This is a genomic window from Brevibacillus sp. NPDC058079, from assembly GCF_042885155.1.
In the GTDB taxonomy this organism is placed as follows: Bacteria; Bacillota; Bacilli; order Brevibacillales; family Brevibacillaceae; genus Brevibacillus.
On sequence record NZ_JBHVSO010000014.1, the window covers coordinates 83,474 to 102,050 of the forward strand.

The window sequence follows — 18,577 nt, forward strand, 5'->3', positions numbered from 1 at the left end:
CTCCGAATGCTTCCCGAGCTGATTCAGCATACCTCATAGACAGTGCAGGTGGATAGGGCCTCTTATGCGAGGCTCCTTTTTTTATTGTTTTTCGTTAGTCAGGAAGTGACGAGTTTGTATAAAGCTGGTCGTAGAGAATGTGTATTGAGCATGCAATCCAATTTGGGGTAAAATTTACTCAAGTAAGATGATAATGATTATCACTATAAATCAACGAATTGTTTTGCTACAAAACATAAAACTTATTGGAGTGAATTTAATCATGGCAAGATCGGGATTTATGAAAACAGGATGGATATCGCTTATAACGGCAGCAATGATTACGGTGACAGGTTGCGGCTCGACAGGCGATCAAGCTGTGGCCACGGTGACTACCGATCAGCCTGCACAGGCAACGGCAGCGCCAAGCGAAGCTCCGCCTCAGACGGAAACGCGCGTCGTAACCGATGGCTTCGGAGAGGTAGAGATTCCGACAAATCCAAAGCGAATCTCAGCTCTTTATCGTGAAGATTATTTGGTTGCGCTTGGGGTAACGCCTATTGTCCAATATTATAACCCGATGTGGGGCAAGCAGGATTATTTGAAGCTGGAAGTGCCGTTGTTCGACGTGACCGGCAGCATCGAAGCCATGCTTGTGTCCGAGCCGGACTTGATCATCGGCGCCGGAGAGGTCGATGTAGCACAATACGCGCTCTATTCCAAGGTTGCGCCGACGTTCCGCTTGCCGGACGACGTACTTGCGGATTCGCGCAAAACATTGACCTTAATCGCCGAATTGCTTGGTCTCAGCGACAAGGCGGAGCAGGTTCTTGCCGATTACGAAGCCCGTATTGTCGATGTGAAGGCGAAGCTGAACGCGGCGATCGGCGATGAGAAGCTTGTTGTTCTGCGGATGAACGTCGTAGATAAATCGATTAATATTTTCGGCATTCATAACACGTTTGTCGGACAAATCTTGTATGAGGATCTTGGGCTGAAGGCGCCGAGGTTCGCCGAGGCGATGACGGAGGGCAATATCGTCTTGTCGAAGGAGGTCATTCCGGAGCTTGACGCGGACCATATTATTTTGCTTCCGTCCAACGGGACGTGGGAGGATGAGAGCAACACGAAAGCGCTTGAGGAAATGAAGGCAGATCCGTTATGGCAGACCGTTCCTGCATTTAAGAACGGCCATGTATATCCCGTAGAGAGATCGTATTGGCAGACGGGAGCCATTACGGCCAACGGGTTGAAGATGGATGATTTACTTCGATTATTGGCTTCTTAGCAGGAAATAAGAGTGATTAAGTTCATTGGCGGGACTCATCGCCATAATTGAGAAAGAGCCGCTTTTCAACGAAGGTTGATGGGTGGCTCGATTTGATTTACACTATATTCATTGAGAATGAATATCAATTAAAAGGCGGTTGATAGTAACGATGGATATTGAACAGCGCAAACAAGCTGGGACTGCTCCTTTAGTCCAATATGCGCTGCGATCGATCCGCTTAGTCGTTGCGGGCGAGCAAGCAGAAATGAGTGATTTGGACGGCAGCGATAGAAACGATAAGGAAAGCTTTGAACTGCTCATTATAATGAGCGGGACGGGACAAGGAAAATGCTATTTGCAGGGGCCAGGAAGATCTTTATATGTTGATCAAGAGGTTATGAGCTGCAGCTATTACCAAGTGTGCTTCGAAACGAGCGGCTATGAAGCAGCTTCGAGCTTGCTGCCGGATAAGCAAGAGCTTGCCTGCGCACCCTTCGCGAAGACGATGGAGCTGCTTGATGAGTTATATGAGCTCCGCGGGGCGAGCGACGAGCTCGAGCTGTTCCAACGATTTGTGAGATTTCAAGAGCTGCTGCTCTTTCTATTCCGCCAAAATGCACCTGCAGCCGAGGATAAGGGAACGGATATCGAGCGGAATGGGGTAGAGCTTAGCATACGGCATATTCATCAGTATTACCGTGAGCTTCTGAACTTGGAGGAGCTGTCCTCCCTCGCAGGCATTGATCGCTGGAAGTATACCCGTCTGTTCAAAGAGGCTACGGGTCAAGTACCGCTTCAGTACTTGAATGAAGTACGGATTAATCAAGCCAAGAAGTGGCTGGCAAGCGCCGATGACAAGCTGCTCGATATTGCGCTGAATGCAGGTTTCAACAATGAATATTATTTCAATCGTCGTTTCAAGCAGACGGTAGGCATATCGCCCGGACAATACCGTCGCAGCCGCAAGGGACAGCTTAGAGTAGTAGCGCCGTATTTGGAGGATTTCATAGTCGCGCTGGATATGCAGCCTATCGCCCAGTATTGGCATGCGAAATGGGGAAAACAAGACTATCTAGGCTTAAACCATATTCCGACGTTCGACGAGAACGGCGGCAACTTTGACGCGCTTTCCGGTTATAAGCCGGATTTGATATTGCTTATAGATCGTTACGAGCAACTGCAATATTCTCAGTGCCGACGCATATCCAACACGTGCATCCTGCGTGAGCAGACAAGTAATTGGCGTACGCTGCTGCGTACCGTCGCTGATTATTTCGGTCGGACGGAGTTGGCCGACGATGCTATCGCAAAGTATGATTTCAAAGCACGGAGCACGAGTCATACGCTGAGTCAGGTTATGAAAGGTGAAACGGTCGCTTTTTTACGTATCTCGGCGGACCACATCATCCAATATGCGGGAGAAGGGCAAGGCTTTGTTTCGACTGTTCTCTATGGCGATGTTGGCTTGCGCTCCCATTCCGCAGTAGGTGTAGCTTCAAAAGCGAATAGGCCGGGCATGTTCAATCTCTCTGTAGAGGACCTGCGTACGTTAACCGCGGATCATCTGTTCATTACTTTCGATAAGTGGCATAGTCAGGCAGAAGGAAAGGAGAGGGAACTGCTGGAGCAGCCAGAGTGGCGTGATCTGCCTGCTGTACGAAACAACCGCGTTTACGAGGTTGATTTTCTAACTTGGATGAATAACGGAATTATTTCCAACGGCAAAAAAATCGATGATATACTGCGATCGTTAGCTTGATTTGGTTTTGCTTGCGACTGAATGGTCTGCATCTGTACAGAGATAACAAAGTTTTAGACCAGGACCGTTGAACTAACGGGCAGTTACGCTCAACGAATTTGGATTATAATAGAATGATTAATTTGATGCAGAGGTGATAGGAGTGCTAGGACTACCCAAAGGTAAAGTCTTTCTTATCGCTTGGACGGCAGAGTGGGAGAAGGAATTTATATGGGAGAAAACACAGATAGAAAATGAACTTGGCGAACTTATCTTGGCAGTCCACCATATAGGCAGTACGGCTGTGAAAAACTTATCGGCGAAACCTATAATTGATATTGGAATTGAATTAAAAGATTATCAACATGGGAGTGAATGTGTCCAAGGCTTAGAGAGGCTTGGATATGCTTATAGGGGAACAAACATACTTCCCGACAGACATTATTTCAGTAAGGGTGAGCCAAGAACTCATCAAATTCACATGTTCCAAACAGGCAGTTTGTATCTAGAAAAGATACTTGCATTTAGAGACTATTTATTGAAAAATGACGCAGCACTAAACGAATATCAAGAGTTGAAAGTGAAACTCTCCCAGAAACACGAAAAAGATAAACTACTGTATACGGATGAAAAAACTGAGTTTATAAATTCAATTTTGGACAGTTTAGGATTCAACTAACGGGTACGATAGCTCAATGGACCAGGCCAGTCTAATACTTTATTTTCTCTGAACAATAGAAAATGGGCTAGGGAACCTCATTCCCTAACCCATTTTTTCATTCATTTCATTTAAATCAAATTCTCCGGATTCAAGCCTTCCAGCTCTGGCAACACAAAGATCCCGTCTTTTCTGATCAGCACATCGTCAAACCAGATTTCGCCGCCGCCGTATTCAGGGCGTTGGATTTGGACCAAGTCCCAGTGAATGGAGGAGCGGTTGCCGTTGTCTGCTACTGTGTAAGCATTCCCTGGCGTGAAGTGGAAGCTGCCCGCGATTTTTTCGTCAAACAGGATGTCCAGCATTGGGTGGAGGATGTGCGGGTTGAAGCCGATCGCGAATTCTCCGATATAGCGTGCGCCCTCGTCAGTGTCGAGGATGTCGTTCAATGCTTTGGTATTGGAGCTGGTCGCTTCCACGATTTTTCCTTCTTTGAAAGTGAACTGAACATCATTGAAGGTAACGCCGTTGTAGATCGATGCCGCGTTGTAGAAAATCGTTCCTTCCACGGAATCGCGCACAGGAGCGGTGTATACTTCACCATCCGGGATATTGCGTTTGCCGTCGCATTTGATGGCATTGATTCCTTTAATGGAGAATCGCAGGTCAGTTTTTGGACCGACAATGCGTACACGATCGGTGCGCTCCATCAGCTCTTTCAACGGAGTCATGGCAGCGGACATTTTTGCGTAGTCTAGATTGCAGACGGAGAAGTAGAAGTCTTCAAAGCCCTCGAGACTCATTTTGGACAGTTGCGCCATCGACTTGTTCGGGTAGCGCAGTACAACCCAGCGTTTGTTCGGAACGCGCTCGTTCGTATGTACAGGTTGATACAGGACGCGAGCATAAATGCCCATTTTGTCTTCCGCTACGTCGGCATACTCGTTGATGTTGTCGTAAGCGCGGATAGCGATGTAAGCGTCCATGTCTTTCATCCGGTCATACTCGTATTTTGCCATCAGAGCCATGTGTTCTTCGCTCGTGCCTTGATAGAGTGCACGCATGATTTCCTGGTCTTTCAAGGTGACCAAAGGCAGAGCCCCAACTGCAAATGATTCACGCACAAGTGCACGAACGAGTTCAGGTTGCAGGCCTGTATTTTCAATCAGAACTTTTTCGCCTTTTTGCAAATGGAGTGAGTAACGGACGAGACGGCTTGCCAGTTCATTAATGCGTGGATCTGCCATAGGTGGTAACCTCCGTAGTAAAATAATTTTGATTAATGATTAATTTGTATTATTACATAACTGAGCGAAGGCTCGCCAGTGTGTTTGATGCTTCGATTACAGGCAAGCCTCGTAGATCGCGATCACATCGGATTCATTCAATTTTCGTGAGCTAGGCAGATACCCGATTCCGCGTCCGCCGATGCGAACCGCTTCTTCAGCCATTTGTGCCAGCGATTGTTTGTTCACGCCGAAGTCAGACAGACGTTCTGTGATTCCCATGCGCTCATACCAACGGCGAACGACTTCAATCGTTGCTCGTGCTGCTTCGCCGTCGTCCTCCACGGTAACGCCAAAGCAATGACGTCCCATACGGGCTAGTCTCTCGGGACGGTCTTGCAAAATCACCTGTTCAAAATAAGGAAGAGACAGGAGCGCCAGTCCACGACCGTGAGCCATATCGTAGATTCCGCTCAGCGGATGTTCAATTCCGTGCAACGGCATACCAGCACCACGACCGCCAGCAGCGAATGGACTGATGCCCAGCGTACTCGCCCACAAAAGGGTGGCTCGTGCTTCTGCATTGTCTGGTTGCTGGATCGCTGTGATGGAGTGCTCGACGACGAGACGAATGAGTGTTTCGGAAATCCCATCCTGAACGTGGGTTCCTTCCGCGCTAATCAAATAGTTTTCAAACAGATGGGAAAAGATATCGGCGCAGGATTCCGCTGTGACCCGAGCTGGAACGGTAAAGGTGACAGACGGATCAAGAATGGCAATCTTCGGGTAAAGTGCTGGGCCGTTGATCGAAGATTTTTCATGCGTGTCCCAATGAGTCAGGACACTGATATGGTTTGCTTCCGAACCTGTAGCGGCTACTGTCGGGACGGTCATAATTGGCAATGCTTCCTGAACGGGTACCAGCAATTGACCAGAGCCGCTCGGATTTCCCCGCATGTAATCGTAAATCGGGCGTCCAGAAACGGCTGCTGCCGCAATCGCTTTGGAGGCATCCATCACGGAGCCGCCACCGATAGCCAGGATGAAGTCACACTGATGCTCACGAGCAAGAGCAGCTCCGGCATCAACCGTTGCTGTACGCGGATTTGGTTCGATTTTGTCAAAAACAAGATACGCCACTTGAGCTTCCTGCAACAGAGCCTTGGCGCGGTCCAAAATTCCTGTACGTTTGGCCGCATTGCCGCCTGTGACGAGCAATGCTTTTTGGCCCATCGATTTTGCTTCTTGGCCCAAACGTTCCAGTTCGCCCATGCCAAAGTAAATTTTGGTAGGAAAAGACACTTCAAATGGAAACATCTGAAATTCCTTCTTTCACGTATTGGTTGTACCACTGACAAGTTTACCTTGAACACTCCCTCCACCTACGCTACTGCTTGGAGGTGGGGGATTCTTGGGTAGTCACCTCTACCGAAGTGAAATGCGCCAAGCTATCCCTGTCGTCCCGACAGTTAAGTTGTGAGACACAACAAACGAAGTCCTTCTCGCTCAATATTGATCGCGGCATTCTCGTCACGGTCATGCCGTGTTCCGCAGTTCGAACATGTCCATTCTCGCAAGTTCAGATTCTTGACATCTTTGCTGCGGTTCCCGCAGTTTGGTGTGGAGCAAAGTTGGCTGGAAGGAAATTGTTTACCGACAAAGGAGAGCGTTCGTCCATACCATTCGGCTTTGTATGTCAGCATGGAGCGAAAAGTAGACCATGACGCATCGGCAATACTTTTGGCCAGCTTGTGATTTTTGATCAGGTGGTTTACTTGCAGGTCCTCCAAACAGATCACTTTGTTTTCGTGAATCAGCCGGGTGGACAGTTTATGCAGGAAGTCGTTTCGGGTGTTGACTACTTTTTCATGCAAGATGGCTACTTTTCTTCTCGCTTTTTCGTAATTTTTCCCGCCTTTTTGCCTATGTGAAAGCTTCCTTTGCCATTGGTTCATTTTCTTTTCATACAGAAGAAGGTACTTGGGATTCCCGATCTTTTCCCCCGTTGAAAACGTAGCAAATTTTTTGAGACCCAGGTCAATGCCAATGGTTTTCTCTTTTTCAACAGGAATATACGGAGAGTAAGGTACCTCACAAAGCACCGAAACAGAATACTTCCCACTTGGATTCCGTCTAACCGTTGCATTCAGAATCCGCCCTTCTACCTCTCTGGATTTTGCAAATGTCACCCAGCCAAGTTTCGGCAGTTTGATTTGATTACCGTCGATTCTGATGTTTCCATTCGTGTGTTTCGTGGTATATGACTGGACTTTATTCTTCTTACTTTTAAAACGTGGCACTTCATTTTGTTTCTTGAAAAATCGTGAGAAAGCATCTGCGAGGTTGTCGAGGGAAGATTGAAGGGCTGTGCTGTCTACTTCTTGGAGCCAGGGCTGTTCCTTTTTTAACTGCGGTAATTGAGCAGAACAAGAATGGTAGGTTAACCCCTTGCCAGTTTGTTTGTAGGTTTCGTTCCAACGTGCCAGAAATCGATTGAACACAAACCGACTGCAACCCAATGTTTTCTCGATGAGTACTGTTTGTTCATGATTGGGAAAAATGCGTAATTGAAACGATTTTTTACGTAGCATCATGATTCACCTCCTCCCATAAAAAGTTTACCACAAAAGGAACGTACGTTCTACAAAAGTGTTGGGAACAACCGAAAAAGCAGGGGTCCTTCCTTAGCAGCGCCGATTCATCCCCCACTTTCGTCAAGCTATGCAAGGCTGAGAAGTGGGGTCTTCTCGGCTATTATAATAAAGCCAGTATGAAGGGCATGTAAACGAATGTTAAAGAATGTATGTGTGAAAATATAGTGTAAATCCCGAACGTTTGTCGAAGTGTATTCCAGCATTTTTCGTTGATAAATGCGTATGTTTGTGTTTTAATGTAGTTGAAACGTTCGTGAATTAACCTAAACTCAACCTTTTTGACTGGGAAGGTGACTCCTACGGTGGAAAAACAGGAACAACTCTACGAAGGTAAGGCAAAACGTATTTATCGGACATCTTTGTCTGATCAGTACTGGGTAGAGTACAAAGACGACGCAACAGCATTCAATGGAGAGAAACGGGCGCAAATCACCGGAAAAGGTGAGCTGAACAACCGCATTACGGCAATCTTTTTCACCATGCTGAAGGAGCGGGGCATCGACAACCATTTTGTCCGTTTGCTGTCCGCCACAGAGCAAGTTGTTCGCAAAGTGGAGATTATCCCTTTGGAGGTAGTCGTTCGCAATATCGCAGCAGGCTCATTGGCCAAGCGTCTTGGCATGGAAGAAGGGACTGTGCTCCCGCAGCCAGTTGTCGAGTTTTACTACAAGGATGACGCACTGGGAGATCCATTGGTGAATGCCTCCCATATCAAAGTGTTGGGGATTGCGAGCGAGAGTGACCAAGCGACATTGGAGCGCATGGGTCTTGCTGTAAATGAGGTCCTCGTGCCTTACCTGCGCGAGCGCAACATTACCTTGGTCGATTTCAAACTGGAATTTGGAAAAACAGCGGACGGGGAGATTCTCCTCGCCGATGAAATATCCCCGGATACATGCCGTTTCTGGGATTCAGTAACGAATGAAAAGCTCGACAAAGACCGCTTCCGCCGTGATTTGGGCAATGTGGAGGAAGCTTACAAAGAAATGCTTACGAGACTAGGAGGAGACGTACATGTTTAAAGCTGTTGTTTATGTAACATTGCGCGAGAGTGTTTTGGACCCGCAAGGACACGCTGTAAAAGGTGCTCTGCACACCTTGGGTTTTGATGAAGTAAACAATGCGCGCATCGGGAAGTACATGGAGCTGGAATTGAACACTTCTGACCGTGCGCAAGCAGAAGAGCGTGTACGTGAAATGTGCGAAAAGCTGTTGGCCAATACGGTGGTAGAAGACTATCGCTTTGATATCGTGGAGGGCTAAGGATATGCGAGTAGCCGTTATCGTCTTTCCAGGCTCGAACGCCGACATTGATTTGTTTAACGCAGTTGAAGATGTAATGGGAGTGCCTGTGGATTACGTATGGCATTCCGATACGGATCTTTCTAAATATGATGCGATTCTCTTGCCAGGCGGATTCTCTTATGGAGATTATCTGCGCTGTGGTGCAGTCGCTCGTTTTTCACCCGTCATGGAGCAAGTGGTGAAGGCAGCAGAAGAAGGCAAGCTGATCATGGGAATCTGTAATGGCTTCCAGATCCTGACCGAAGTCGGACTATTGCCAGGAGCACTCTTGCGCAACCGTTCACTGAAATTCCGTTGCAAGCTGTCCGAATTGCGTGTGGAAAACAACGCTACCTCCTTTACCCGTGATTTCGCGGCAGGGGAAGTCATCCAAATTCCGATCGCGCATGGCGAAGGAAACTACTACTGTGATGAAGAAACGCTGGCGAAGCTGAGAGTGAACAATCAGATCGTTTTCCGCTATCATGGCGAGAATCCGAATGGTTCACTAGAAGACATCGCGGGCATTTGCAACGAACGTGGAAACGTACTTGGCATGATGCCTCACCCGGAGCGTGCCGTCCACTCTTGGATGACTTCCGATGACGGACGCCGCATGTTTACCTCGATCCTGAAGACTTGGAGGGAACAGAACAGTGTCACAACTCACGCATAAAGAACCGACAGCCGAACAAATTGCCGATCAAAAACTATACAAAGAAATCGGTCTGACTGACGAAGAATATCAGCGTGTCGTAGAAATTCTCGGCCGCAAGCCGAACTGGACGGAGACTGGTCTGTACAGCGTCATGTGGTCGGAGCACTGCTCCTACAAAAACTCCAAGCCTGTCCTGCGTCGTTTCCCGACAAAAGGACCTCGCGTTTTGCAAGGACCAGGGGAAGGTGCGGGTATTGTCGACATCGGTGACAATCAGGCGGTTGTTTTCAAAATCGAAAGCCATAACCACCCATCTGCGATCGAGCCGTACCAAGGGGCTGCGACTGGCGTGGGCGGTATCATCCGTGACGTATTCTCGATGGGTGCGCGTCCGATTGCGCTGCTCAACTCGCTTCGATTCGGGGAGCTCAAGTCTCCTCGCGTCAAATATTTGTTTGAAAACGTCGTTGCAGGTATCGCAGGCTACGGGAACTGCATCGGGATTCCGACTGTGGGTGGCGAAGTGAATTTCGACCCTACGTATGAAGGTAATCCGCTTGTTAACGCTATGTGCGTCGGCTTGATCGACCACGAGAAGATTCAAAAAGGGGTAGCATCCGGTATTGGCAACCCTGTTATCTACGTTGGTTCCAGCACAGGGCGCGACGGTATTCACGGAGCGACCTTTGCATCCGAGGAGCTCACAGAAGAGTCGGAGAAAAAACGCCCGGCAGTACAAGTCGGCGATCCATTCATGGAAAAGCTCTTGCTGGAAGCGTGCCTGGAGCTGATCGACACGGGTATCGTCGTCGGGATTCAGGATATGGGAGCGGCTGGCTTGACGAGCTCCAGCTCCGAGATGGCGTCCAAGGCGGGCAATGGTATCGAAATGAATCTGGACCTCGTGCCGCAGCGTGAAGCTGGCATGTCTGCATACGAAATGATGTTGTCTGAATCGCAGGAGCGCATGCTCGTCGTCGTGGAAAAAGGCAAAGAGGCAGAAGCGATTGCGATTTTTGACAAATGGGGTTTGGCGTCCGCTGTCGTGGGCAAAGTAACGGAAGACAGCCAGCTGCGCCTGTTGCACCAAGGTGAGGTAGTAGCAGAGGTGCCAGTAGACAGCTTGGCAGACGACGCACCTGTGTACCATCGTCCATCTGCGGTGCCTGCTTACTACGAAGCAAACGCGAATGTAGATGTGTTGGCAGCCATCCAAGAACCGAAAGATCTGAATGTTACGCTGAAAAGCTTGTTGGCTCAGCCAACAGTGGCGAATAAAGCGTGGGTATACGAGCAATACGATCACATTGTGCGTGCAAACACAGCTGTAAAGCCTGGTTCTGACGCTGCTGTTGTCATGGTGCGCGGTACTCGCAAGGCCCTTGCCATGAGTACGGATTGCAACGGTCGCTATGTGTACCTCGATCCAAAAGTGGGCGGTGCCATTGCGGTTGCAGAATCTGCGCGTAACGTCGTCTGCTCCGGTGCAGAGCCGCTGGCGATTACGGACTGCTTGAACTTCGGAAGTCCGGAAAAGCCTGAGGTGTTCTGGCAATTTGAAAAATCGTGCGAGGGCATGAGCGAAGCGTGCGTAGCACTCGATGCTCCGGTTATCGGCGGAAACGTATCCTTTTACAATGAACGCAGCGGTGACGCGATCTATCCAACCCCAACGGTGGGAATGGTAGGCTTGATCACTGATGTTGACCATATTACGACCCAGGATTTCAAAAACGAAGGCGACGCGATCATCTTGTTGGGCGAGACCTTTGCTGAACTGGGCGGCAGTGAGTATCAAAAGATGGCTACGGGCAGCATTTCCGGACGTCCTCCACAAATCGATCTGACTAAGGAAGCGGCAGTACAAAAGCTGGTTCTCACAGCGATTCGCCAAGGTCTGGTGAACTCCGCACACGATTTGTCCGAAGGTGGTCTGGGTGTCGCACTGGCTGAATCTGGCTTCGGCAAAGGCTTCGGTGCGCAGGTGGCTCTTGCGTCCGAACTGCGTGCTGACGTGCTCTTGTTCAGTGAATCTCAATCTCGCATCTTGCTCAGTGCTTCTGGGGAGCAAGCGGCGGCGATTCTCGCATTGGCAGGTGAACATGGCGTACCTGCCGAGAACATCGGTACGGTCGGCGGCGATCGTCTGGTAGTGAACGTGAACGGTACAGAAGCGATCAACGCTTCGACTCAAGAGGTGAAAGCAGCCTGGAAGGATGCGATTCCATGTTTGATCGGGTAATCTGGGACAAATTGAACGAAGAATGCGGCGTCTTTGGCATCTACAACCACAAAGAAGCATCCCAATTGACCTATCTGGGTCTGCACGCCCTTCAGCATCGCGGTCAGGAGAGCGCAGGTATCTGCGCCTCCGACGGCGAGAAATGGTATAAGCACCGCGGAATGGGTCTCGTGTCAGAGGCTTTTGGCAAGGGCGATCTGGAGAAGTTCAGCGGTCATATCGCAATCGGCCATACCCGTTATACAACGGCTGGCTCGAGCAAGATTGAAAATGCCCAACCGCTCTTTTTCCGCTATGCACAAGGCAGCATGGCTGTTGCCCACAACGGGAATCTCGTAAATGCCGCTGTGCTTAGAAAAGAACTGGAAGCAAAGGGCTCCATTTTTCAGACGACCAGCGACACTGAGGTGATCGCACATCTGATCGCCCGCTCTGAGTGCAAGGATTTGCCGGGAGCGGTAAAGGATGCCCTGCAATACATCAAGGGAGCGTATGCACTTCTCGTCATGAACGAGAATCAGCTCGTGATCGCCCTCGATCCGAATGGCTTGCGTCCGCTGTCATTGGGACGTCTCGGCGACGCGATCACTGTCGCTTCCGAGACCTGTGCATTTGATATTATCGGCGCGCAATATTGGCGTGACGTGCAACCGGGCGAGTTGATCGTTATCGACAAGGATGGCATTACGGAAAGCAAGTTTACCGAAACGACACAGCGTTCGATTTGTACGTTTGAATACATTTATTTTGCCCGACCAGACAGTGACATCGACGGAATCAATGTCCACATGGCGCGCAAACGTCTGGGCAAGCAACTGGCATTAGAATCCGCTATTGATGCTGATGTCGTCACAGGTGTACCGGATTCGAGTATCTCTGCTGCTATCGGATTTGCGGAAGCGACAGGAATTCCGTACGAAATCGGCTTGATCAAAAACCGCTATGTCGGACGTACCTTCATTCAGCCGAGTCAGGAGCTGCGTGAGCGCGCTGTCTATCTCAAGCTGTCTGCGGTTCGCAAGGTAGTGGAAGGCAAGCGCGTAGTCATGATTGACGACTCCATTGTTCGTGGTACGACGAGTAATCGGATCGTCCGCATGTTGCGAGAGGCTGGCGCCAAAGAAGTGCATGTGCGCATCAGCTCTCCGCCCGTTATGAATTCTTGCTTTTACGGCATCGACACCTCGTCGCGTGAGGAACTGATTGCATCGACAAAATCCGTAGAGGAAATTCGTCAAATCATTGAGGCTGATTCGCTGTCGTTCTTGTCTGTTGAAGGAATGATCGATGCAATTGGCCGCACCGATTCGGCTCCTAATAGAGGACACTGCCTCGCATGCTTTAACGGAGAATATCCGACAGAGATTGAATTCGAAGAAGCGCTACCTGCGCTTAAATGCTAAAACAAGCAACCTCTTGTAGGGGGAGAAACGATGAGTGAAGCATATAAACAAGCTGGCGTAGACATCGATGCGGGCAACGAAGCCGTCGAACGTATGAAAAAGCACGTCAAACGAACATTCCGACCGGAAGTTATGACTGATTTGGGCGGGTTCGGAGCACTGTTTCGCCTGGATACCAAAAAATACGAGAAACCGATTCTCGTTTCTGGCACAGATGGGGTAGGAACCAAGCTGAAGCTCGCTTTTGCCATGGACAAACACGATACAATTGGCATCGATGCTGTCGCCATGTGCGTCAATGACGTAGTGGTTCAAGGGGCAGAGCCGCTCTTTTTCCTCGATTATCTGGCAGTAGATAAGGTCATTCCGGAAAAAATCGAAGCGATTGTCAAAGGGATCGCGGAAGGTTGCTCCCAGTCCGGCTGCTCGCTGATTGGCGGGGAGACTGCCGAGATGCCTGGTATGTACGCTGAAGGCGAATACGACATCGCAGGCTTTACCGTAGGTGTCGTGGACGAGAGCAAAATGATTACAGGAGCGTCCGTGGCAGCTGGAGATGTACTGATCGGTCTGGCTTCCAGCGGCGTACACAGCAACGGATTCTCGCTCGTTCGCAAGGTTCTTTTGGCAGACAAGGGCATGTCCTTACATGATCATGTTGACGTATTGGGCAAAAAGCTCGGCGAAGAGCTGCTGACACCGACCCGCATTTACGTGAAGCAAGTGTTATCCGTTCTTGAGTCACATGAAGTGAAAGCTCTTGCACACATCACAGGTGGCGGCTTTACTGAAAACATTCCGCGCGTGCTTCCAGAAGGAATGCAGGCTGTGATCAACGTTGGTTCCTGGCCGGTGCTGCCGATCTTCGAGCTGGTACAAGGGGCGGGTAATATCTCTTACCCGGATATGTACAAAACGTTCAACATGGGCGTTGGCATGATGCTCGTCGTGAAGCCGGAAGATGCAGTGTGTGTTATGGAAAAGCTGCAAGAGCTGGGAGAACAGGCGTATTTGATCGGACATATTCAAGCGGGAGAGCGCAAAGTCGTATACAACGGGGTGGAATGGTGAGAAAGCTGGCCATTTTCGCCTCAGGCAGCGGCTCCAACTTTGAAGCGATCGTGCAGGCTGTACAGGACGGCAGGCTCACAGGTGTAGAAGTTGCCTTGCTCGTGTGCGACAAGCCCGGTGCCAAGGTCTTGGAACGCGCAGAGCGTTTAGGGATCGACGCCTTTGTTTTTCAACCGAAGGAGTATGCAGACAAGGCTGCTTTTGAGCAGGAAATAGTGGCACAGCTCCAAAAACGTGATATATCGCTGGTTGTGCTGGCAGGCTACATGCGTTTGGTGGGCGACACTCTTTTGTCTGACTACGAAGGAAAAATCATCAATCTGCATCCATCTCTTTTGCCTGCTTTCCCAGGAAAAGACGCGATTGGTCAAGCACTCGCTTACGGGGTAAAGATAACGGGGGTAACGGTACATCTGGTTGATGCCGGTCTGGACACAGGACCGATCATTGCCCAGATTCCCGTAGCGGTGCAAGAAGCAGATACGGCTGAGACTTTGGCGGCTCGCATCCATGCTGTGGAGCATGAGCTTTTGGTGAAGGTCATTGGCTATTTAGCAGAAGAGAGAGTGAAGCTGGAAGGACGGCTTGTCCAGCTGACATAAATCGAGAGATCAAAAAGAAACCGACATCCTTTTACGATGTCGGTTTTTTGGTTATTCGTTTTAGAAATACTTCTTTCTCCAAAACAAGAGGGCTGTTACGGACGTAATGGCGGTAGACATGATCATAATGATCGTGAATGCGTGCGGATGATCCTGAAAAGGAAGCGGGACGTTCATCCCGTAAAAGGTGCCGATCACCATAGGTAAGGTGATGACAATGGTAATGGCGGTCAACAGCTTCACTACGCGATTCAGATTGTTGGAGATGACGGAGCCAAAGCCATTCATAATGTTCCCTAAAATGGCGGTATAGATTTCCGTCATTTTGATGGCCTGTTTGGTTTCGATTTTTACTTCTTCCAGCAGTTCCTTATCTTCTTCGTACATTTTCAAATAACTGCCACTCCGAAGCAGCGAGATCAACAGACTGTTCGTTTCCAGGGACGTCGAAAAATAAACGAGGCCTTTCTGCAATTCAAGCAAGGTAAGCAGTTCATTGTTTTTCGTCGATTGTCGCAACGATTTTTCCAGGGTTCCTGTCTGCTTGTTGATTTTTTTCAAGTACTGCAAATAATCATGCGACGTATTCGATAAAATTTGTAGGACGAATCGGTTTCGCATATGCGTGTGAAAGTTTTTCACTTTCCCTTGGACGAACTCATTCATGACAGCCGTTTCTACCAGGCAAACGGTTAAGATATAATCTTCCATCACCATGATTCCCAGCGGAACCGTCGTATAGTTGTCCTTCGCCCCTTCCTTCGTGGAGATAGGGATGTCCACGTAGAGCATCACGCGGTTTCCGTCCTTGTCGATCCGTCCGATTTCTTCGTCATCAAGGGCATCCTGCAAAAAATGAAGGTCAATCGACAACTCCCTGACGACTTGTTGCTTTTCTTGCTCAGAAGGATCGGTTAGATGGATCCAGCAGCCTTTTTCAAATTGATGCAGTTCTTCTATTTTTCCCATGGCATTCGTTTTGTAAATGTTCAACATGGTTTTCTCATCCTTTCGCAAATAAGGATCGGAGGGATACGACCATGTTGCGCAAGCATGTCTACATAAAGATACTTACATACACTCGTCCCATAAAAAGGGAGAATGTCAAATAAGGTATGGGGAACATGCCGCAGCGCCACAAGGTCGGAAAATTCTCCGTACACAATATTGATTCCAGTTATTCATTCCGCAACTTGGACTACTGTCCATTAAAACGTTCCCCCTTTCAAAAATAAAAACCCTCTAGCGAAATCTAGAGGGTTAGAAAAGTGCACAAAATAACACCACTTTTTCTCCCCCTACCAGAGCTTTGGCACTATACAACGTAAAGGAAACATTCCTTAGCCACCTTAAGAAAAGCCTTAGTTCGGCAGTTCCTGTTCTACCCATTGGCATCTTTCGATATTTCCGGGCAGTGGCCTATGTTTGTATAGGAGCCTCACCTAACGAGGATGAATGATTGACTTTGTCATCGTATTCCTGTCACCAGTATTTGTCAATCACGTTTTCTCGTCCTACATGCATGTTATTCATGTCCTTTCATACGGTGTCGGCTTCTAACTATGACCGACTCACCCTATTTTGCTGCGATGTTTGCCAACAACCACTCACATTCCGTTGCCGGAATAGGTTTGCTGAAAAAATAGCCTTGGAAAGTGCTACAGCCAAGCGAGCGTAAAAATTCCAGCTGCGCTTCTGTCTCCACGCCCTCGGCTACTAGAGAAAGACTCAAGCTATGGGCCATGGCAGCAATCGCGGACACGATGGACGTATTTGATGTGTTGGTGGACATGTTACGCATGAAAGACTGATCAATTTTCAAAGAGTTGATCGGGAGCGACTGCAAGCAGCTTAACGAGCTATAGCCTGTCCCGAAATCATCAATGGAAATATGAATCCCCATGTCTTGAAGTGCCTGAAGACGCGGGATGACTGTATCGAGTCGATGCATGGCAATGCTCTCGGTAATTTCAAGCTCAAGGTAAGCAGGGGAGAGTTCTGTCTTATGCAACGTTTGCTGGACCATTGTCACCAGATGCTTGTCTTGCAACTGGCGCATGGACAAGTTTACGGCGAGACGTACAGGTGGCAAGCCTTGCTGCTGCCATTCTACGCATTGTTGGCAGGCTTTTTCCAGCACCCATTGACCGATTGGGATGATCAAGCCCGTCTCCTCGGCTAGGGGAATGAAATCAAGAGGGGACACGATTCCGTATACAGGATGCTGCCATCGAATCAAGGCTTCCAGGCCAACAATCTTTTCATGATCGTACTGCGGCTGGTAATGCAGCTGAAACTCGTTGTTATCCAATGCGGTTCGAAGTCCGGCTTCCAGCATCATTTTTTTGGCGAGAGCAACATTCAGTTCGGGGCAAAAAAATTGATAGTTGTTTCTGCCGTGTTCCTTGGCTTGATACATTGCTGTGTCCGCATTTTTTATCAAGGTTTCAGCGTCGGTCCCATCTTGAGGGAAGAGACTGATGCCAATACTGGTAGTGATCACGAAGCTTTGGTTGCCCAAAAAGATCGGCGAGATGAGCTTTTGCATGAGCTTTTCAGCAAAATCCATCGCTTCATCGTGAGCCATTCCTGGCAGGATGATCGTAAATTCGTCCCCGCCTAGACGGGAAACGGTATCATGAGGACCGACGCTGTCTCGCAAGCGCTCGGCAATTTGCGTAAGCAGACTATCCCCGGTGGAATGGCCGAGTGTATCGTTGATGTATTTGAAGCGATCCAAGTCCAGAAACAGGATCGCAAGCGGTTGTGCCTGGTGAGAGGCATGGAGTAGCGAATCTTCCAGCTTGCTTTGGAATAAGGAGCGATTGGGCAGCCCGGTCAACGTATCATGGTAGGCAAGGTAGTGAATCATTCTCTCAGTTTCTTTGCGTTTGGTAATATCTTTGGCAATGACAAAATAGCCGACAGTGGTCTCGTTTACGACAATAGGAACGACGGTGGCGTTTAGCTCAATTCGCGCTCCAGTTTTATGGAACACAGACAGATCGTAATTATCGGATTCGCCTTTTTGTGTATGACGTGACATCGAGAGGACGCGCTTGACGCCTTCTCTGTCCATCAACTGTTGAAAGGACTGGTTGCGCAGATCGTTCAGGCTGTAGCCGATGACGATTTCAAACGCAGGATTCAGATTCAAGAACTTGCCTGCCAGATCCAGCCAGCACACGATGTCCGGGTTGTGCTCAAACAGTGATTTGTAGCGCTGTTCGCTAACCTCCAGCCGTTGCTCAGCCCATTTGCGCTCCGTAATATCGTGTGTAACGATCAGGGCCCCAACAGGCTCACCAGATGCTTGGGTGAGGAGCTTCCCATTGGCTACGAGAATCGAAACGGCTTTTCCGCTCGGTTGTGTCCATAATTCCTGGCCATTGACGATTTCCCCGCGTAATACTCGAACAGACGGCAACTCCCCAAAAGCTACAGGAGTAATGCCGTCTGGATGATAAAAGGCAGAAGAGCCGTATGTTTGCTCGTGCAGATTTATCGGTTCGGACATGCCGAATTGTTTGGCAGCTTTGTTGAAAAAAAGGATATTGCCGTCAAGCCCGTAAACGGTCACCCCTGCTTCCATATGCTCCAAGATCGGTTGTAAAAGGGTTTCATGAAGGGTAGAGGACGAGAAGCCACCCAAAGAACCGTCAACAGGCGGAGAAAACAGAGAATTTCGAATAAAGTTCATGTGGGCCCCCGGACTGTTGGATTTTGTTTGGTATCATTCAAATGTTATATGAAACTGAAAATCATTGTCAATATTTGGACAGCTTTCCTTCC

15 protein-coding genes and 1 riboswitch are annotated in these 18,577 nt (G+C 48.9%); of the genes, 10 read left to right on the plus strand and 5 right to left on the minus strand.

The genetic code is table 11. From position 1 onward, the window contains the following. Window positions 1-262: 262 nt before the first annotated feature. The 3 genes from ACFVS2_RS29425 (at window position 263) to ACFVS2_RS29435 (ending at window position 3,666) form a co-directional block, all read left to right on the plus strand. Window positions 263-1,267 carry an ABC transporter substrate-binding protein gene (locus tag ACFVS2_RS29425; protein WP_390239889.1) on the plus strand — a complete coding sequence of 335 codons (1,005 nt, stop codon included), beginning with the start codon at window positions 263-265 and terminating at the stop codon, window positions 1,265-1,267. Window positions 1,268-1,418: 151 nt separating this feature from the next. Continuing rightward, the gene (locus ACFVS2_RS29430) at window positions 1,419-3,008 is read left to right on the plus strand and encodes a helix-turn-helix domain-containing protein (protein WP_390239891.1); all 1,590 of its coding nucleotides are present in this window, start codon (window positions 1,419-1,421) and stop codon (window positions 3,006-3,008) included. Between the two features lie 142 nt (window positions 3,009-3,150). Then, window positions 3,151-3,666: a GrpB family protein gene (locus ACFVS2_RS29435; RefSeq protein ID WP_173618374.1), complete on the plus strand. Its 516-nt coding sequence runs from the start codon at window positions 3,151-3,153 to the stop codon at window positions 3,664-3,666. A gap of 110 nt (window positions 3,667-3,776) precedes the next feature. On the opposite strand, the gene ACFVS2_RS29440 is transcribed toward ACFVS2_RS29435, so the two are convergent. From ACFVS2_RS29440 to tnpB, 3 genes are all read right to left on the minus strand, one after another. Then, window positions 3,777-4,892, minus strand: a complete 1,116-nt coding sequence (locus ACFVS2_RS29440; RefSeq protein WP_173618373.1) for an aminopeptidase — start codon at window positions 4,890-4,892, stop codon at window positions 3,777-3,779. Window positions 4,893-4,988: 96 nt separating this feature from the next. Further along, window positions 4,989-6,188: an iron-containing alcohol dehydrogenase gene (locus ACFVS2_RS29445; RefSeq protein WP_390239893.1), complete on the minus strand. Its 1,200-nt coding sequence runs from the start codon at window positions 6,186-6,188 to the stop codon at window positions 4,989-4,991. A gap of 152 nt (window positions 6,189-6,340) precedes the next feature. After that, complete coding sequence (gene tnpB / locus ACFVS2_RS29450; RefSeq protein WP_390239895.1) at window positions 6,341-7,465, minus strand: IS200/IS605 family element RNA-guided endonuclease TnpB; 1,125 nt, start codon at window positions 7,463-7,465, stop codon at window positions 6,341-6,343. A gap of 362 nt (window positions 7,466-7,827) precedes the next feature. Between tnpB and purC the strand changes: the two genes are divergently transcribed. From purC to purN, 7 genes are read left to right on the plus strand one after another with little or no spacing between them, the layout of a single operon-like run. Further along, window positions 7,828-8,547, plus strand: a complete 720-nt coding sequence (gene purC, locus ACFVS2_RS29455; protein ID WP_173618370.1) for a phosphoribosylaminoimidazolesuccinocarboxamide synthase — start codon at window positions 7,828-7,830, stop codon at window positions 8,545-8,547. Further along, on the plus strand, window positions 8,540-8,788 hold the full coding sequence (purS, locus tag ACFVS2_RS29460; protein ID WP_007717324.1) for a phosphoribosylformylglycinamidine synthase subunit PurS: 249 nt from the start codon (window positions 8,540-8,542) through the stop codon (window positions 8,786-8,788). The genes purC and purS overlap by 8 nt, the downstream gene beginning before the upstream one ends. 4 nt (window positions 8,789-8,792) lie before the next feature. Continuing rightward, window positions 8,793-9,485, plus strand: a complete 693-nt coding sequence (gene purQ, locus ACFVS2_RS29465) for a phosphoribosylformylglycinamidine synthase subunit PurQ (protein WP_173618369.1) — start codon at window positions 8,793-8,795, stop codon at window positions 9,483-9,485. After that, a complete protein-coding gene (gene purL / locus ACFVS2_RS29470; RefSeq protein ID WP_390239898.1) occupies window positions 9,466-11,709 on the plus strand; it encodes a phosphoribosylformylglycinamidine synthase subunit PurL in 2,244 nt (747 codons plus the stop codon). The genes purQ and purL overlap by 20 nt, the downstream gene beginning before the upstream one ends. Next, on the plus strand, window positions 11,694-13,112 hold the full coding sequence (gene purF / locus ACFVS2_RS29475; RefSeq protein ID WP_106841037.1) for an amidophosphoribosyltransferase: 1,419 nt from the start codon (window positions 11,694-11,696) through the stop codon (window positions 13,110-13,112). The genes purL and purF overlap by 16 nt, the downstream gene beginning before the upstream one ends. 30 nt (window positions 13,113-13,142) lie before the next feature. Continuing rightward, window positions 13,143-14,183, plus strand: coding sequence for a phosphoribosylformylglycinamidine cyclo-ligase (purM, locus tag ACFVS2_RS29480; protein ID WP_390239900.1), 1,041 nt, complete (start codon window positions 13,143-13,145; stop codon window positions 14,181-14,183). After that, window positions 14,177-14,785 (plus strand): phosphoribosylglycinamide formyltransferase, encoded by a 609-nt coding sequence (gene purN, locus ACFVS2_RS29485; protein ID WP_390239902.1) that lies wholly within the window; start codon window positions 14,177-14,179, stop codon window positions 14,783-14,785. The genes purM and purN overlap by 7 nt, the downstream gene beginning before the upstream one ends. 60 nt (window positions 14,786-14,845) lie before the next feature. On the opposite strand, the gene ACFVS2_RS29490 is transcribed toward purN, so the two are convergent. Both ACFVS2_RS29490 and ACFVS2_RS29495 read right to left on the minus strand, forming a co-directional pair. Continuing rightward, complete coding sequence (locus ACFVS2_RS29490) at window positions 14,846-15,781, minus strand: magnesium transporter CorA family protein (RefSeq protein WP_173618365.1); 936 nt, start codon at window positions 15,779-15,781, stop codon at window positions 14,846-14,848. 292 nt (window positions 15,782-16,073) lie between these two features. After that, window positions 16,074-16,242, minus strand: a riboswitch (M-box (ykoK) riboswitch). A 119-nt stretch (window positions 16,243-16,361) separates the two neighbouring features. Further along, window positions 16,362-18,485: a sensor domain-containing protein gene (locus tag ACFVS2_RS29495; RefSeq protein ID WP_390239904.1), complete on the minus strand. Its 2,124-nt coding sequence runs from the start codon at window positions 18,483-18,485 to the stop codon at window positions 16,362-16,364. Window positions 18,486-18,577 lie beyond the last annotated feature (92 nt).

What these genes read in the sequence shown, in the direction of transcription:
- ACFVS2_RS29425 (WP_390239889.1), top strand. Translation starts at nt 263, where the DNA reads ATGGCAAGATCGGGATTTATGAAAACAGGATGGATATCGCTTATAACG.
- ACFVS2_RS29430 (WP_390239891.1), top strand. Translation starts at nt 1,419, where the DNA reads ATGGATATTGAACAGCGCAAACAAGCTGGGACTGCTCCTTTAGTCCAA.
- ACFVS2_RS29440 (WP_173618373.1), bottom strand. Translation starts at nt 4,892, where the DNA reads ATGGCAGATCCACGCATTAATGAACTGGCAAGCCGTCTCGTCCGTTAC.
- ACFVS2_RS29445 (WP_390239893.1), bottom strand. Translation starts at nt 6,188, where the DNA reads ATGTTTCCATTTGAAGTGTCTTTTCCTACCAAAATTTACTTTGGCATG.
- tnpB (WP_390239895.1), bottom strand. Translation starts at nt 7,465, where the DNA reads ATGATGCTACGTAAAAAATCGTTTCAATTACGCATTTTTCCCAATCAT.
- purS (WP_007717324.1), top strand. Translation starts at nt 8,540, where the DNA reads ATGTTTAAAGCTGTTGTTTATGTAACATTGCGCGAGAGTGTTTTGGAC.
- purQ (WP_173618369.1), top strand. Translation starts at nt 8,793, where the DNA reads ATGCGAGTAGCCGTTATCGTCTTTCCAGGCTCGAACGCCGACATTGAT.
- purF (WP_106841037.1), top strand. Translation starts at nt 11,694, where the DNA reads ATGTTTGATCGGGTAATCTGGGACAAATTGAACGAAGAATGCGGCGTC.
- purM (WP_390239900.1), top strand. Translation starts at nt 13,143, where the DNA reads ATGAGTGAAGCATATAAACAAGCTGGCGTAGACATCGATGCGGGCAAC.
- purN (WP_390239902.1), top strand. Translation starts at nt 14,177, where the DNA reads ATGGTGAGAAAGCTGGCCATTTTCGCCTCAGGCAGCGGCTCCAACTTT.
- ACFVS2_RS29490 (WP_173618365.1), bottom strand. Translation starts at nt 15,781, where the DNA reads ATGTTGAACATTTACAAAACGAATGCCATGGGAAAAATAGAAGAACTG.
- ACFVS2_RS29495 (WP_390239904.1), bottom strand. Translation starts at nt 18,485, where the DNA reads ATGAACTTTATTCGAAATTCTCTGTTTTCTCCGCCTGTTGACGGTTCT.